This is a genomic window from Sphingomonas sp. 3-13AW (assembly GCF_049311085.1).
In the GTDB taxonomy this organism is placed as follows: domain Bacteria; phylum Pseudomonadota; class Alphaproteobacteria; order Sphingomonadales; family Sphingomonadaceae; genus Sphingomonas.
The window spans coordinates 34,506-51,479 of sequence record NZ_JASNVZ010000009.1 but is presented as its reverse complement, the minus strand read 5'-3'; the positions used below and the strand labels follow the sequence as shown (position 1 = coordinate 51,479).

The following is a 16,974-nucleotide window of genomic DNA, read 5'->3' as shown; positions in this document are numbered from 1 at the left end:
CGCCGGACGCTCCGTCGCAATCCTTTGCGCGGGGGTGGAACGATGCGCCTTGGGCGATGTTGAGCTCAGGTTCCCGTGATGGAGGTCACTTTTGCCGCAGTTCGTTCGTCGCCTCCTCTCCATTGAAACCTTCCCCTTCCCTGAGCACCAGCTCGCCGACGCAGCCGCTGCCGGTTTCGACGGCGTGCTGTGGCATGCCGCCGCTCCGGTGTTCGGCGAGACCGATCTGGTTCCGCCCGCGCTTCTGGATGCATGCGCACAGACCGGGTTGGCGCCGTTGATCGCGCTGGCAGTCGACCGGGCGCCGATCGATCACCCGCTGCTTGCCAGCCATCCAGAGGCGTTTTCCGTCCGCCGGGCCGGCAACGGCAGCGAGGGCCCCATCGATCCACGCCTGCCGGCGCGCGCGACTGGCGAAGCGCGCGCGCGCCTGCGCACGCCGGAGGCCGCCGCGCTGCTGCTGCCGATCCTGGTGGAACGGCTCTCCAGCCTGATCGACGCGGGCGTTGCCGGCTTCCGGCTGATGGGGGCGGACCGCCTGCCCGCAGACACGCTCGCGCAGCTCATTTCTGCCGTGCGCGAACGGCATCCGGAAGCGCGCTTCATCGCCGGGGCGCCCGAGCTGTCGCGACCGCAGGTCCGCGCGCTGGCAAAGGCCGGGCTGGATGCGATCACCTCTTCGTTCGGATGGTGGGACCTGCGGGCCCCGTGGCTGGTCGAGGAATATGAGGAACTGCGCGGCCAGGCCCCGCTGCTCGCCGAGGTGCCGGCGGAGGCAAGCGGCAATGCGGACGCGCCGGCCGCTTTGGCCCGCACGCTTGCAGTGGCGGCAGCGACCGCGAACGGCATCGTGGTTCCGGCCACGTTGTTCGGCGCGAACGAGGAAACGTCGCAGGCTGTACGCCACGCGCTGGAAATCGCCCGGGCGGCCGAGCGTTTCGGCGGCGAGATGCGCCCGCTCGCGGGACCACAGGCGCCCGTCGGCGTGTGGCTGCGGGCGGATGCCGATGACGTGCGCAACGCCGATGCCGCGCTGCTGGTGTTCGTCAACCGCGGCGACAGCACGCAAGCCCTGCCCTCCGCGGCGATGGTCCGGGAATATATGGGCGGCACCTTTGAAGGCTTCGCCCCGCTGGCGACCGACGGCAGCGGCGACGCTCCGCTTGCGGGCGGAGAGGTACGGCTGCTTACCGCCCGGCGCGCGACACCGATCCAGACCCGGGTCGTTGGCGATGCCGTGGCGGCGGGCACAACCTCACCGCGGCTGGTGATTGAAGAGCTCCATCCCCGCGTCGACGGCGGCCCCTTCCCGGTGAAACGCGTGGTCGGCGAGGAAGTGCCGGTCGAGGCGACCGTGTACGCCGACGGGCATGAGCAACTCGCGGTCGAACTCCATTGGCGCGCCGTGGATGAGCCGAACTGGCGCGTTGCGCGCATGGCGCAACTGCCCAACGACCTGTGGCGCGGCGCCTTCCCGCTGGAGCGGATCGGCCGCTACGAATATGCCGTCGAAGGCTGGCTGGACCGTTTCGGCGGGTTCCGGCGCGACTTCACCAAGAAGCTCGACGCCGGCGTCGCCCAGCCGGTCGACCATGCCGAGGGTCGCGCACTGGTCGCCGACGCCGTCGCCCGGTCTCAGGGCGAGGCGCGCACGGCGCTTGCGGATTGGCACGCGCGGCTGGAGGCAGCCGGTGATGGCACCGACAGCGCGGCACTTCTGCTCTCGCCCGAACTCGCCGCCTTGATGGATGCTGCCGACGATCGCCCGCACCGGCTCCGCTCCGAACCGCAGATCGTCGATGCGGAGCGGCTGACGGCGCGCTTCTCGAGCTGGTACGAGCTGTTCCCGCGCTCGCAGACCGAGGATCCCGCCCGCCACGGCACGTTCGACGACGTGATCGCGCGCCTGCCGGCCGTGCGCGACATGGGCTTCGACACGCTGTACTTCCCGCCGATCCACCCGATCGGCCGCACCCATCGCAAGGGCCCCAACAATACGCTGGTCGCGGGCCCCGAAGATCCGGGCAGCCCCTATGCGATCGGCAGCAGCGACGGCGGGCATGACGCGATCCATCCGGAGCTGGGCACGGCCGAGGACTTTGCGCGACTGGTCGAGGCAGCAAAGGCGCACGGGCTGGAAATCGCGCTCGACTTCGCGATCCAGGCTTCGCCGGACCACCCCTGGCTGACCGAGCATACCGGCTGGTTCGCGTGGCGGCCCGACGGGTCGATGAAATACGCCGAGAATCCGCCCAAAAAGTATCAGGACATCGTCAACCTGGACTTCTACGGGCCTGATGCCGTTCCGGGGCTGTGGATCGCGCTGCGTGACGTCATCCTGCTGTGGGTCGAACGCGGCGTGAAGACGTTTCGCGTGGACAATCCGCACACCAAGCCTTTGCCCTTCTGGGAATGGATGATCGGTGAGGTGCGGGCGCAGCACCCCGAGGTCATCTTCCTGGCGGAAGCGTTTACGCGCCCGGCAATGATGTACCGCCTGGGCAAAATCGGCTTCTCGCAGAGCTATACCTATTTCACCTGGCGCGACGACAAGAAGGGGCTGACGGAATACGTCACCGAGCTGACGACCACGGCGCCGAAGGAATTCTATCGGCCGCACTTCTTCGTCAACACCCCGGACATCAATCCCTATTTCCTCCAGACCTCCGGCCGCGCCGGCTTCCGCATCCGCGCGGTGCTGGCGGCGACCCTCTCAGGGCTGTTCGGCGTCTATTCCGGCTTCGAGCTGTGCGAAGCGGCGCCGATCCCGGGCAAGGAGGAATTCCTCGATTCCGAGAAGTACATCGTCAAGCCGCGTGACTGGCAGGCGCCGGGCAACATCATTGCCGACATTACCCTGTTGAACCGGCTGCGCCGCGCCCACCCGGCGCTGCAGACGCACCTCAATACCCGGTTCCTGCCGGCCTATAACGACCACGTCATCTTCTATGCCAAGCCCGCCCCCGACGGCAGCGAGATGCTGTTGGTGATGGTGAACCTGGATCCCCATCACGCGCAGGAGACCGGCTTCGAACTGCCGCTTTGGGAGTTCGGTCTTCCGGATGATGGCAGCATCGCCGTGGAGGATCTGGCCGCCGGATATCGCTTCCGCTGGTACGGCAAGACCCAGACCATCCGCCTCGACCCCGAGCAGCCCTATCGCATCTGGCGCATCGCGCCCGGAGACATTGCATGACCGCCGTCAGCCCCGACAAGGACCCGCTCTGGTACAAGGATGCGGTCATCTACCAGCTGCACGTGAAGTCGTTCTTCGATGCCAACAATGACGGTATCGGCGACTTCCAGGGGCTGATGTCGAAGCTCGACTATCTCGCGGACCTGGGCGTCAACACGCTGTGGCTGCTGCCCTTCTACCCCTCGCCCCGCCGCGACGACGGCTATGACATCGCCGAGTATCGCGACGTCAGCCCCGACTATGGCACGATGGACGATGCCCGCGCCTTTATCGCGGCGGCGCATGAGCGCGGCATGCGCGTCATCACCGAGCTGGTCATCAACCACACGTCGGACCAGCATCCCTGGTTCCAGGCCGCGCGCAAGGCGCCACCGGGCAGCCCCGAGCGTGACTTCTACGTGTGGTCGGACAATGACCGGCTCTATTCGGGCACCCGCATCATCTTCCTCGATACCGAAAAGTCCAACTGGACTTGGGACGAGGAGGCGCAGGCCTATTTCTGGCACCGCTTCTACAGCCACCAGCCGGACCTGAACTTCGACAATCCGCGCGTGCTGGAGGAAGTGCTCTCCGTCATGCACTTCTGGCTCGACCTGGGCGTGGACGGGCTGCGGCTCGACGCGATCCCCTATCTGATCGAGCGGGACGGCACGTCCAACGAGAACCTGCCCGAGACCCACGACGTCCTGAAAAAGATCCGCGCGGATCTGGACGCGCACTATCCCGACCGGATGCTGCTGGCCGAGGCCAACATGTGGCCGGAGGACACGCAGCAATATTTCGGCGGGTCCGACAATGGGACCGCCGGCGACGAATGCCACATGGCGTTCCACTTCCCGTTGATGCCGCGCATGTACATGGCGGTGGCGCAGGAGGATCGCTTTCCGATCACCGACATCATGCGCCAGACGCCGGAGATTCCCGAGAAGTGCCAATGGGCGATCTTCCTGCGCAACCATGACGAGCTGACGCTCGAAATGGTGACGGACGCGGAGCGGGACTATCTCTGGAACACCTATGCCGCCGATCGGCGCGCGCGCATCAACCTGGGCATCCGCCGTCGGCTCGCCCCGCTGATGGAGCGCGACCGCCGCCGCGTGGAACTGATGAACGCGCTGCTGCTCACCATGCCGGGCACCCCCGTGCTCTATTATGGTGACGAAATCGGCATGGGCGACAACATCCACCTGGGCGACCGCGACGGCGTGCGCACGCCGATGCAATGGTCGCCCGACCGCAACGGCGGCTTTTCCCGCGCCGATCCGCCCGAACTCGCCCTGCCGGCCATCATGGACCCGCTCTATGGCTATCAGGCGGTCAATGTGGAGGCGCAGGAGCGCGACCGTCACTCGCTTCTCAACTGGCTGAAGCGGATGCTGGCGGTGCGCCGCGAGTACAAGGCGTTCGGGCGCGGCACCCAGCGCTTCCTGCGGCCGGCCAATCGCAAGATCCTCCCCTATGTGCGCGAATATGAAGACGACACCATCCTGTTCGTCGCCAACCTTTCCCGCACCGCCCAGGCAGTCGAACTCGACCTGTCGGAGTTCGAGGGCCGCAGCCCGGTCGAACTGCTGGGCAGCACGCCCTTCCCCAAGATCGGCCAGCTTCCCTATCTGCTGACGCTGCCGCCCTATGGGTTCCTGTGGTTCCGGCTTGCCTCCGAGGAAAGCGGGCCGGCCTGGGCAAGCTCCGCGCCGGCGAGCGAGATCGAGCGCTACACCTTCGTGCTCCGTCCTGCGCTCTCCGACATCACGCTCGGCGCGAACCGCGGCGTGCTCGAGAAGGACCTGTTGCCGGTCTATCTGCCCCAGCGCCGCTGGTTCGGTGCGAAGGATGAGCGGATCGCGTCGGTCCGGCTCTCCCGTGCGACCCCGCTCCCGACCGCCGACGACCTGCTGCTGACCGAGATCGAGGTCGAGACGGAAAGCGGCACCGCGACCTACACGCTCCCGCTCGGCATCGCCTGGGAAGGGGACAACACCGGCCCGTTCGCATCCAATCTGGCGCTGGCGCGGGTACGTCGCGGCCGCACGGTCGGCCTGCTCACCGACGGCTTCGCGCTGGAAGGCTTCGGCCGCTCGGTTCTGCAGGCCCTGCATGATGGCCTCGTCCTTCCGATCGAAGGCGGCGCGTTGCGTTTCACCCCGTTCGAAAGCTTCGACGTCGATCCGGAAGCAAAGCCCGAGTGGATCGCTGCCGAACAGTCGAACAGCACCGTGGTGCTCGGCCAGCGCGCGGTTCTGAAGCTCCTGCGCAAGCTTGCCCCTGGCACCCATCCGGACGTGGAGATGGTCCACCACCTTACCACCCACGGCTTTGCCAATGTGCCGCCCATGCTCGGCACGGTGACCCGCGTCGAGGACGGGGACGAGACGCTGGTGATGCTGGCGCAGACGTTCGTCTACAACCAGGGCGACGGCTGGCAATGGACGCTGGGCGTGCTCGAGCGGCTGGCCAGCGACGAAGACGCGAGCTTTGCCAACTACCGCAACTTCGCGGCCAACTTCGGCCGTCGCCTTGCAGAAATGCACGTCGTCCTGGCGCGGGACAGCGAGGATGCGGCGTTCGCACCGGAGCCGGTGCGCGCGGAAGACGCCGACCAACTGGGCAAGCGGGTGGCCGGGCAGCTCGATCGCGCGCTGGCGATGCTGGGCGAGGTGACGCTCGGCAGCGAGGATGTCGACGCAGCGATCGCCCGCCTGCTCGAGCGACGCGATGCGCTGCTGGAGCGGGTCGGCGCGGTCGCGCAGACCGCCGAGGGCCGCGCGCGCACCCGCATTCACGGCGACCTGCACCTGGGCCAGGTGCTGGTAACCGGCAGCGACGTGATGCTGATCGACTTCGAGGGAGAACCCACGAAGACGCTGACGGAACGCCGTGCCAAGGACCTTGCCCTGCGCGACGTCGCAGGCGTGCTGCGGTCGTTCGACTATGCGGCCGCGGTGGCGGAGCGCAACCTGCCCTTCAGCGCCGAGCGCGAGGAGGCGCGAGCCAGCCAACGCTATGCGCGGTTCGGGAAGCTGGCGATCGAAGCGTTCCTGGAAGGCTATGGCGAAGTCGTGGCGGAGACGGGCTATGCGCTCGCCAACGCCGCCATCGGCGAGCCGCTGCTCGACCTCTTCCTGCTGGAAAAGGCGGCCTATGAGGTCGCGTATGAGGCGGCCAATCGGCCCGACTGGATCGCCGTGCCGGCGCTGGGCCTGGCCCGCGCCGCGGCCCGCCTGCTCAACGAGGACTTCGCATGACCGATGTTGGCGCACTCGCAGGCGCGTTGCGCGCAGGGACCCTCGACGATCCGTTCGCCTTGCTCGGCCGCCACCATGAGGGCGGCCGGCCCGTGGTCCGCACCTTCCAGCCGGGCGCCGAGGCCGTCACGCTGATCGCGCGCGACAATGGCCGCCCGCTCGGCGAGCTGCGGGAAGACGATGGCCTGTGGACGGGCACGCTCTCCGAGGACGTGCCGTATCGCCTCGCGATCCGCTGGCCCGGCGGCTGGGTTCAGGAGACCGAGGACGCCTATGGCTTCGGCCCGGTGCTGGGCGACCTCGACCTCCATCTGTTCAGCGAGGGGCGGCACTGGGACCTGGGCCGGGTGTTCGGCGCGCAGCCACGGACCGTGGATGGGGTCGAAGGCGTCAGCTTTGCGGTGTGGGCACCGAACGCGCGGCGGGTGTCGGTGATCGGCGACTTCAACGGCTGGGACGGCCGGCGCAACCCGATGCGCCGTCATCATGGCGCCGGGGTCTGGGAGCTGTTCGTGCCGCGCATCGGCCCGGGCACCCGCTACAAGTACGAGGTGCTGGGGGCGGACGGGCAGGTCGTTCAAAAGGCCGATCCGCTGGCGCGCCAGACCGAGGCTCCCCCGGCGACGGGCTCGATCGTCGCGGCCGCGCCCGACTACCGCTGGCACGACGCCGACTGGATGGCGGAACGCGGACGCCGGCAGGCGGCGGACGCCCCACTTTCCATCTACGAAGTGCACGCCGGCTCCTGGCTGCGCCCGGACGGAGACGCGCTCGGCACCCTCGATTGGCAGGGGCTGACCGACCGGTTGATCCCCTATGTCGCCGATATGGGCTTCACCCATGTCGAGCTGCTGCCGATCATGGAGCATCCGTTCGGTGGCTCCTGGGGTTACCAGCCGCTGTCGCAGTTCGCCCCTTCTGCGCGTTTCGGCTCTCCCGAGGATTTCGCGCGCTTCGTCGACGCGTGCCACCGGTCCGGGATCGGCGTGATCCTCGACTGGGTACCCGCGCATTTCCCGACCGACGCACATGGCCTTGCGAATTTCGACGGCACGCACCTCTATGAGCATGCCGACCCGCGCGAGGGGTTCCACCAGGACTGGAACACGCTGATCTACAACCTGGGCCGGCGCGAAGTGGCGGGCTTCCTGCTGGCCTCCGCCGCCTGGTGGCTGGAGACGTTCCACATCGACGGGCTTCGCGTCGATGCGGTCGCCTCGATGCTGTACCGCGACTACAGCCGAAATGCCGGCGAGTGGGTGCCCAACATCCATGGCGGGCGCGAGAACCTGGAATCGGTCGAGTTCCTCAAGCGTATGAACGCGTTGGTGGCTGAACGCTCCCCCGGCGCGATCACGCTTGCGGAGGAATCGACCGCATGGCCGGGTGTCACGGCGCCGCTCGACCAGGGTGGCCTTGGCTTCACCTACAAATGGAACATGGGCTGGATGCACGACACGCTCCAATATGTGGAGCGGGATCCGATGTACCGGCGCTGGCATCATGGCGAGCTGACCTTCGGCCTGGTCTATGCCTTTTCCGAGAAGTTCGTGCTGCCGCTGAGCCATGACGAGGTCGTGCACGGCAAGGGATCGTTGCTGGGGAAGATGCCCGGCGACCATTGGCGCAAGCTGGCAAACCTGCGCGCCTATTACGGCTTCATGTGGACCCACCCGGGCAAAAAGCTGCTGTTCATGGGTTGCGAGATTGCCCAGGACACCGAGTGGAACCACGATGCGCAGGTTCGCTGGGACCTGCTCGACCAGCCGGGGCATGCCGCCATGCAGCGGTTGGTGCGCGACCTGAACGCGCTCTACCTCGCCGAGCCGGCGCTGCACGCCCGCGATGCTGATCCCGCGGGATTTAGCTGGATCGTCGGGGACGACGCCGAGAACAGCGTCTTCGTCTATGCGCGCTTTGGCAATGATCGCGACCCGCCCTGTGTCGTGCTGCTCAATATGACGCCGGAACCGCGCCACAACTATCAAATCGGGCTGCCGCGCGCGGGCAATTGGCGCGAAGTCATCAACAGCGACGCCGAAATCTACGGCGGCGGGAACATCGGCAATGGCGGAATGGTTACCGCCTCCGCGACGCCCCTGCACGGCCAGCCGGCCAGTGCAACCGTCGTGCTGCCACCGCTCGCGGCGGTGGTGCTACGTTTCGAAGGGGGTCCTCGTTGAACAGCCTGCCCGACCGGCTCGAAGCCGGTTCGCCCTATCCGCTCGGCGCCACCTTTGACGGTCTCGGTGTCAACTTCGCGGTCTTTTCCGCCAATGCCGAGAAGATCGAACTCTGCATTTTCGAGCCAACCGGCCGGCGCGAGATCAAGCGCTATGAACTGACCGAGTGGACCGACGAAGTCTGGCACGGCTATCTGCCGGAAGCGCGCCCGGGGCTGCTGTACGGCTATCGCGCCTATGGCCGGTATGCGCCGGAAGAAGGGCATCGCTTCAACCCGAACAAGCTGCTCCTGGACCCCTATGCCAAGCAATTGCACGGCGAGGTCCGCTGGACCGACGCGCTCCACGGCTATCAGGTCCGTTCGCGGCGCGAGGACCTGAGCTTCGACCGACGCGATAGCGCCCCCGCCATGCCCAAGGGCGTGGTGGTGGACACGCATTTCGACTGGTCCGGCGACATCCGCCCCAACACCCCCTGGTCGGACACCGTGATCTATGAGGCGCACGCCAAGGGTCTGACCAAGCTGTTCGAAGAGGTCGCACCCCAGGAGCGCGGCACCTTCGCGGCGCTCAGCCACCCGCGCGTGATCGATCACCTCAAGCGGCTCGGCGTGACCGCGGTCGAGCTGATGCCGATCCACGCGTTCGTGCAGGACCGGTTCCTGCAGGAAAAGGGCCTGAACAATTACTGGGGGTACAACACCCTCAGCTATTTCGCGCCCGAGCAGCGGTATTTCGCCGGCAGCAACCACAATGAGCTGCGACTGGCGGTACGCCGGCTCCACGCCGCCGGCCTCGAAGTGATCATGGACGTCGTCTATAATCATACCTGCGAAGGCTCGGAGCGCGGCCCGACGCTGTCGTGGCGCGGGCTCGACAATGCGACCTATTACCGGCTGGTGCGCGACAACCCGCGCTATACCGTCAACGACACCGGCACCGGCAACACGCTGAACCTGGAGAAGGCGCGCGTCATCCAGATGGTGGCGGATTCGCTGCGCTATTGGGCGACCTCGTTCGGTATCGACGGCTTCCGGTTCGACCTGGGACTGACGCTTGGGCGCGAGGAGCACGGCTTCAACCCGGGCGCGGCCTTCTTCGACGTCCTTCGGCAGGATCCCGTCCTCGGTCGGCTGAAGCTGTCGACGGAGCCGTGGGACATCGGCCCGGGCGGATACCAGCTCGGCAATTTCCCGCCGAGCTTTGCCGAGTGGAACGACAAGTTCCGCGACGGCGTCCGCAAATACTGGCGCGGCGACGCCTCGATGCGCGGCGAACTGGCGGCACGCGTGTCCGGATCGAGCGACCTGTTCGACCGCCGGGCGCGCCGCCCCTGGGCAAGCGTCAACGCGGTGGCCGTCCACGACGGCTTCACCCTCGCCGACACGGTTGCCTACGAGCACCGCCACAACGAGGCGAACGGCGAGGACAACCGCGACGGCCACAGCGAGAATTACTCGCGCAACTGGGGCGTTGAAGGTCCCACCGACAATGTGGCGATCAACGAAGCGCGCCAGCGCGTGATGCGGTCCATGCTCACCACCTTGTTCACGTCGCTCGGCACGCCCCTGCTGCTGTCGGGCGACGAGTTCGGGCGCAGCCAGGGCGGCAACAACAACGCCTATTGCCAGGACAACGAGATCGGCTGGGTCGACTGGAGCAAGCGCGACACCCCTGAGGGCAAGGCGCTGCTGAAGTTCACGTCGCGGCTGATCGCGCTGCGCCATGAGCATGAGCTGCTGCGCGCCCGCAATTTCCTCTATGCCGACAAGCTTCCCGGCACCGACATCAACGACCTGGAATGGTGGGACGAGCGGGGCCAGCCGCTCAGCCAGGACGACTGGAACAACCCCGAGGGACGTGCCCTGGTGATGCGCCGTGCGCGCCTGCTGGAGGATGGGCGCATCGAAGCGATGACGATGCTGTTTAACGCATCGGGCGACGCGATCACCTTCAACCTGCCGGCCCCGGATGTTCCGCGCACGGTGCTGGTCGACAGCGGCCGGCCGGACGAGAAGGCGTTCGAGATCGGCAACTCCTATGAGGTCGGGCCGCAAAGCGCAGCCTTGCTCCGCTGGGTCGCCGACATTGCGGAGAGACCGGCAGATGCCGAAGGTGAACCGACGCCGGAGGAGGAAACGGCGTGAGCCGCTGGGGCGCGACGCCTGTCGCCGCAGGCCGAACCCGTTTCACCCTTTGGGCACCGGACCGCCCGGAAGTAACGCTGGAGATCGACGGCCACGCCCCGGTAGCGATGGATCGTGCCGAAGACGGCTGGTTCTCGGCCGAGGTGCCGGTGGGTGCCGGCACGCGCTACCGCTTCCGCCTGGATGCCGATCTGGCGGTGCCGGACCCGGCCTCACGCGCGCAAGCGGGCGGCGTGAACGGGTGGAGCGTGGTGGTCGACCCCGACAGCTATCGCTGGGCGACGCCCGATTGGCGCGGGCGCCCCTGGGAAGAGGCGGTGATCGAGGAGGTGCATGTCGGCGTCCTCGGCGGCTTTGCCGGCGTGGCAGAGCGACTTCCAGCGCTCGCGGACCTCGGCATCACCGCAATTGAGCTGATGCCCGTCAACGCATTCGGCGGCACCCGCAACTGGGGCTATGACGGCGTGTTGCCCTATGCTCCGGCGGAGTCCTACGGCAGTCCCGACGATCTCAAGGCGCTCGTCGATCGTGCGCATGGGCTTGGGCTGATGGTGTTCCTGGACGTGGTCTACAATCACTTCGGGCCGGACGGGAATTACCTCGGCGCCTATGCCAGGGAGTTCTTCCACGAAGACGTGCACACCCCCTGGGGCGGTGCCGTGGCGGTGGATGCGGAGCCGGTACACCGCTTCTTCGTCGACAATGCGCGGATGTGGCTGGAGGAATATCGGGTCGACGGCCTGCGCTTCGACGCGGTCCACGCGATCGGCAATCCCGCGTTCCTCGATCGGATGGCAGCCGAATTGCGCGAAGCGGTCGGCCAGGATCGTCACGTCCATCTGGTGCTGGAGAATGAGGAGAACGACGCCGAACGCCTCGCCCCCGGCCGCTACCACGCGCAGTGGAACGACGACTTCCACAACGTCCTGCATGTGCTGCTGACCGGCGAGACCAGCGCCTATTACCAGGACTTCGCCGACCGCCCGGCCGAACGGCTGGCGCGGTGCCTGAGCGAGGGCTTCATCTATCAGGGCGAAGGGTCGCCCAACCACGACGGCAAGCCGCGCGGCAGCAGGAGCAGCCACCTGCCGCCCACCAGCTTCGTCGCGTTCCTGCAGAACCACGACCAGGTCGGCAATCGCGCGATGGGTGAGCGGCTGACGCTGCTTGCCCATCCCGACAAGCTTCGCGCCGCGACGGCGCTGCTGCTGCTCGGCCCGCAGATCCCGCTGCTGTTCATGGGCGACAGCGAGGGCAGCGAGGCCCCCTTCCTGTTCTTCACCGATTTCCACGACGAACTCGCCGATGCAGTGCGGGAGGGACGCCGCAAGGAATTCGCCAAGTTCCAGGCGTTTGCCGATCCGGCAGCGCGCGCGCGCATCCCCGATCCGAATGCGCCCGCCACCTCTGAGCGTTCGCGCCCGGATCCGGGGCCCGAGGCGGACGCATGGCGCGCGCTCTATCGCGAGCTGCTCGGCCTGCGCCACGCACACATCGTGCCGCGCCTGAAAGGCACCAGGAGCCTGGGGGCGGAAGCGATCGGCGACGGCGCAGTCCTTGCCCGCTGGCAGATGGGCGATGGTGCCCGGCTGACGATCGCCCTCAATCTAGGCGACAGCCCCGTGGCCTTTCCGGATCTTGCGAACCCGTTGTTCGCACGCGGCGAACCGGGCGCGCCCGCCAGCGTCGCGGTCTGGATGGAGGCATGACCCCACTCCACAGCCTTGCGATCGAAGCGGGCCTGCAGATCGACTGGGAGGATGCAGCGGGCGGGCCGCAGCATGTTGCGGACCCGGCGTTGGTGGCGGTGCTCGCCGCCCTCGGCCTTCCCGCCGACAATGCGGGCGTGATCGAGGAAAGCCGGCGCCTTCTGGCCGAAGACCGTGCGGCCGGGTGCAGCTTCGTCTCGGCAGATGTCGCCGCGGCCATCCTGCTGCCGGCGGGGTGCCTGGATGCGGGCAATGCCGAATTGGTGGCGGAGGACGGCAGCCGCCGTTCCGTTACGCTCACACCCGTCGACGGCGGGCTCCGCATGCCGCCGGAGGCGACGCCAGGTTACTACCAACTCGCGCAGGGCGCGCGTGCCATCCGCCTCGCCATCGCGCCGCGCCGCTGCTTCGGCATTGCCGACGCCGCCGGCGCGGCGCGGCTGTGGGGAACCGCGGTCCAGATCCCCGGCCTTCGAGACGCGACGCCGCGCGCGTTCGGGGACTTCGGTACACTGGCAGACGGCGCCCGCAGGTTCGCGGCGGCCGGAGCGGATGCGGTGGCCATCAGCCCGGTCCACGCGCTGTTTCCTGCCGACGCCAGCCGCTACAGCCCCTATGCTCCGTCCAGTCGCCTGTTCCTCAACATCCTCTACGGAGACCCTGCGCTCGCCGGCCCGCAGGTGGATGAGGCGCCATCCGGCGAACTGATCGACTGGAGCACGGCGATTCCGGCGCGATTGCGCGTGCTCCGCGCCGCATTCGAAGGACGTGATGCGTCCGTGCGGGAGGCGGTTGCTGACTATGCACGCGCGGGCGGCGACGAACTGCTCCGCCACGCGCGGTTCGATGCGCTCCACGCGCACTTCTTCCAGGCGACCGGGGCCACCGGTTGGCAAGGCTGGCCCGCCGAGTTCCACGACCCGGCAGGTCCAGCGGTTGCCCGCTTCGCGGCCGACCATGCCGAAGAGGTCGACTTCTACCTCTTCTGCCAGTGGTTGGCGAAGCGCAGCCTCGACGCGGCCCAGCGTTCCGCAACCGACGGCGGCATGGCGCTCGGCCTGATCGCCGACCTGGCGGTGGGGATGGACGGCGGCGGCAGCCACGCCTGGAGCCGGCGCGACGACCTGCTCACCGGCCTGTCCCTGGGGGCGCCGCCCGACCTGCTGGGGCCCGAGGGACAGAGCTGGGGGATCACCGGCTTCTCGCCGCGGGCGCTCCAGCGCACCGGGTTCGAGCCGTACATCGCAACCTTGCGCGCGGCGCTCGACCATGCCGGCGGCATCCGCATCGACCACGCGCTGGGTCTCCGCCGGCTATGGGTGGTGCCGGAAGGCGCATCGGCGCGCGATGGCGCCTATCTGACGATGCCGCTGGACGACATGTTGCGCATTCTCGCCATCGAATCGCACCGCGCGCGCGCCGTGGTCATCGGCGAAGATCTGGGAACCGTGCCAGAGGGCTTCCGCCCGAAGATGGACGAACGCGGGATGCTCGGCATGCGCGTGCTGCCGTTCGAGCGGGACCAGGATGGCTTCATCCCGCCCGATCGCTGGTCGCCCGAGGCAGCCGCGATGACCGGGACCCATGACCTCGCGACGGTCGCGGGCTGGTGGACCGGGCGCGACATCGACTGGAACTGGGACCTCGGACGCACCCGTGCCGGCTCGGTCGAGGCGGAGGAACGCGCCACCCGCGCCGAGGAACGGACGCTCCTGTGGAAGGCATTTACCGACGCGGAGATCACCGACGCGCCGGAGCCTTCCGCGAACGATCCGACCGCTGCCGTCGACGCGGCGCTCGCCTTCATCGCGGGCACGCCTTGCGAACTCGCGATCCTGCCGATCGAGGATCTGATCGGCGCCGTGGAGCAGCCGAATCTGCCCGGCACCATCGACGAACATCCCAATTGGCGGCGGCGAATGCCGGCGCCCACGTCCGAGCTGCTCGACCGGCCCGAAGTCGCCCGCCGCGTCGCCCGCATCAACAGCATGAGGAACGGATGACACCCCGCGCCACCTATCGCTTCCAGTTCCACCGCGACTTCACCTTTGCCGATGCGGAGGCGCTGGTTCCCTATCTCGACACATTGGGGATCAGCCACGTCTACGCCTCCCCCATCACGACGGCGCAGAGCGGATCCACCCACGGCTATGACGTGGTCGATCCGACCCGGATCGGCCCGGAACTGGGCGGCGAAGAGGGGTTCCGCAGCCTGGTGAAGGCGCTGCGCGCCCGCGACATGGGCATCATCATCGACATCGTGCCGAACCACATGGGCGTGGCGAGCGACGAGAACGCATGGTGGATGGACGTGCTCGCCCATGGGCAGGACAGTGGCTATGCCCGCTTCTTCGACATAGACTGGCGCGAGCCGGTCCTGCTGCCGGTGCTCGGCACGCCCTTGTCGGAAGCCATCGAACAGCGCGCCGTCGCGATTGTGGTAGAGGACGGTCGGCGCTTCGTCTCGCTCTACGGCGAGCGGCGCATTCCGCTGCGCGACGAGGACCAGGCAGGCGGCGCCACGACCGACCCATCCGAAATCCAGGCGCTGCTCGGGCGCCAGCATTATCGGCTTGCGTCGTGGCGGACTGCGAACGACGCGCTGAATTGGCGTCGCTTCTTCACGGTGAGCGAGCTTGCGGGCCTGCGCATCGAGGATCCGGAGGTGTTCGAGGCGGTCCACGCACTCCCCTTGCGCCTCTATGCCGAGGGGCTGATCGACGGCGTGCGGGTGGACCATGTCGATGGCCTTACCGACCCGGCTGGTTATTGCCGCACGCTGCGGGCGCGCCTCGATGCGACGGCGCGCCCGGCAGACGCGCCCCCCGGACCCGCCTATTTCGTGATCGAAAAGATCCTGGGCGGCGGCGAGCCGCTTTCGGAGGATTGGGGCGTCGACGGCACCAGCGGCTACGACTTCATGGAGGAAGTCACCGCGCTGCTCCACGCGCCGGAGGGCGAGGCACCGCTCAATCGATTGTGGGAAGAGATCAGCGGTCGCCCGGCCGATTTCGAGGCCGAGGAGATCGAGGCCCGGCGCCATATGCTGGCGTGGGCCTTTGAGGGTCAGCTGACCCGCTGCGTCCAGGCGTTCGCCACCTTGGCCGCCGCCACCCCGGAGACGGAGGGGCTGACCCGGGGCATGCTGCGCCGTGCAGTCGAACGGCTGCTGTGGGTATTCCCGGTCTATCGCACCTATGGCACCGGCGACGCAGCGCCCGAGAGCGATGCGGAGATTCGGGAGATCGCACGCACCCGTGTCGCCGCGCACATCCCGCCCGGCGAGGAAGCGGTGGTCGATCGCGTCCTCGACTGGCTCGCCGGCACGGGGCCAGGCGATCCCGATCTGGTGGCCGAGGCGGTGCGTCGCTTTCAGCAGCTCTCAGCGCCGATCGCTGCCAAGGCGGTCGAGGACACGGCCTTCTATCGCTATGGTCGCCTGCTCTCCCGCAACGATGTCGGCTTCGACGCCAATCGCTTCTCTGCGGGCATCGACGAGTTCCATGCCGACGCGGTCGGACGGGCCCAGCGCTTCCCGCACAGCATGCTCGCTACCGCCACCCACGACCACAAGCGCGGGGAAGACGTGCGCGCACGGCTCGCGGTTGTGAGCGAACTGCCCGATGCCTGGCGCGAGGCGGTGTTGCGCTGGCACGCAATGGCCGCGCCCCATGCCGACGGCGTCGAGCCCGGAGACCTCTACATGCTGTTCCAGACGCTGTTCGGCGCCTGGCCCGACGGGCTCGCGGTGGATGATGCCGACGGCTTGTCCGCCTTTGCCGACCGGCTGGTCAACTGGCAGCAGAAGGCGGTGCGCGAGGCCAAGCTCCGCTCGTCTTGGGAAGCGCCCAACGAAGCCTATGAAGGCGCCGCTGAGGCGCTGGTGCGGACGTTGCTGGATCCGGCGAAGTCCCGCGATTTCCTGGCCGATCTCCAAGCCTTTCTGGTGACCACGGCGGCATCGGCACGCGCCAATTCGCTGGCGCAGGTGGCGTTGCGCTACACGGTGCCGGGCGTGCCCGACTGCTATCAGGGCACGGAGCTGCCGGATTTCAGCCTCGTCGATCCGGACAATCGCCGTCCGGTCGACTATGCGCTGCGCGGGCAACTGCTTGCGGACCCCGAACGTGAGGGCGCGGAAAAGCTGGCGCTGATCGCCCGCCTGCTGGGGCTGCGGCGGCAGCACGCGGACCTGTTCGCGGCGGGCGATTATCGTCCGGTGCCAGTTCGTGGCGCGCGCGCCGGTAACGTCCTTGCCTTCACGCGCAACCACGGCGATGCGACCCTGCTTGCAGTCGTCGCGCTGCGCACGGCGGAAGCGACTGCCGGCACCGACATGCCCGCCCCTCCCGCGCAATGGTGGGGCGACACAGCGCTGGAAGGATTGCCGGAGGACGTGGAGACGAATGTCGCCGCGCTGCTTCGTGATGAACCTGTCGCGGTCGTTATCATTCAGTAATGACAGTGCGGCTTCGCGCGGTACAAGCTTCTTTC

The 16,974-nt window shown here is 67.9% G+C and carries 7 protein-coding genes; all 7 read left to right on the top strand.

Annotated elements, in window-relative coordinates:
- The first annotated feature begins 91 nt into the window (after positions 1 to 91).
- From QP045_RS11350 to treY, 7 genes are read left to right on the top strand one after another with little or no spacing between them, the layout of a single operon-like run.
- Positions 92 to 3,196: an alpha-1,4-glucan--maltose-1-phosphate maltosyltransferase gene (locus QP045_RS11350; RefSeq protein ID WP_422515094.1), complete on the top strand. Its 3,105-nt coding sequence runs from the start codon at positions 92 to 94 to the stop codon at positions 3,194 to 3,196.
- Positions 3,193 to 6,441 (top strand): maltose alpha-D-glucosyltransferase, encoded by a 3,249-nt coding sequence (treS, locus tag QP045_RS11345; RefSeq protein WP_422515093.1) that lies wholly within the window; start codon positions 3,193 to 3,195, stop codon positions 6,439 to 6,441. The genes QP045_RS11350 and treS overlap by 4 nt, the downstream gene beginning before the upstream one ends.
- On the top strand, positions 6,438 to 8,624 hold the full coding sequence (gene glgB / locus QP045_RS11340; RefSeq protein ID WP_422515092.1) for a 1,4-alpha-glucan branching protein GlgB: 2,187 nt from the start codon (positions 6,438 to 6,440) through the stop codon (positions 8,622 to 8,624). The genes treS and glgB overlap by 4 nt, the downstream gene beginning before the upstream one ends.
- A complete protein-coding gene (gene glgX, locus QP045_RS11335; protein WP_422515091.1) occupies positions 8,621 to 10,771 on the top strand; it encodes a glycogen debranching protein GlgX in 2,151 nt (716 codons plus the stop codon). Before glgB ends, glgX begins: the two co-directional genes overlap by 4 nt.
- Positions 10,768 to 12,480 (top strand): malto-oligosyltrehalose trehalohydrolase, encoded by a 1,713-nt coding sequence (gene treZ, locus QP045_RS11330; RefSeq protein WP_422515090.1) that lies wholly within the window; start codon positions 10,768 to 10,770, stop codon positions 12,478 to 12,480. The genes glgX and treZ overlap by 4 nt, the downstream gene beginning before the upstream one ends.
- Positions 12,477 to 14,483: a 4-alpha-glucanotransferase gene (gene malQ / locus QP045_RS11325; RefSeq protein ID WP_422515089.1), complete on the top strand. Its 2,007-nt coding sequence runs from the start codon at positions 12,477 to 12,479 to the stop codon at positions 14,481 to 14,483. The genes treZ and malQ overlap by 4 nt, the downstream gene beginning before the upstream one ends.
- Complete coding sequence (treY, locus tag QP045_RS11320; protein ID WP_422515088.1) at positions 14,480 to 16,939, top strand: malto-oligosyltrehalose synthase; 2,460 nt, start codon at positions 14,480 to 14,482, stop codon at positions 16,937 to 16,939. Before malQ ends, treY begins: the two co-directional genes overlap by 4 nt.
- The last annotated feature ends 35 nt before the right edge of the window (positions 16,940 to 16,974 follow it).

Bases quoted from the DNA above. Each gene is read 5' to 3' on its own strand.
- treY (WP_422515088.1), top strand. From the start codon at position 14,480: ATGACACCCCGCGCCACCTATCGCTTCCAGTTCCACCGCGACTTCACC.
- treS (WP_422515093.1), top strand. From the start codon at position 3,193: ATGACCGCCGTCAGCCCCGACAAGGACCCGCTCTGGTACAAGGATGCG.
- malQ (WP_422515089.1), top strand. From the start codon at position 12,477: ATGACCCCACTCCACAGCCTTGCGATCGAAGCGGGCCTGCAGATCGAC.
- glgB (WP_422515092.1), top strand. From the start codon at position 6,438: ATGACCGATGTTGGCGCACTCGCAGGCGCGTTGCGCGCAGGGACCCTC.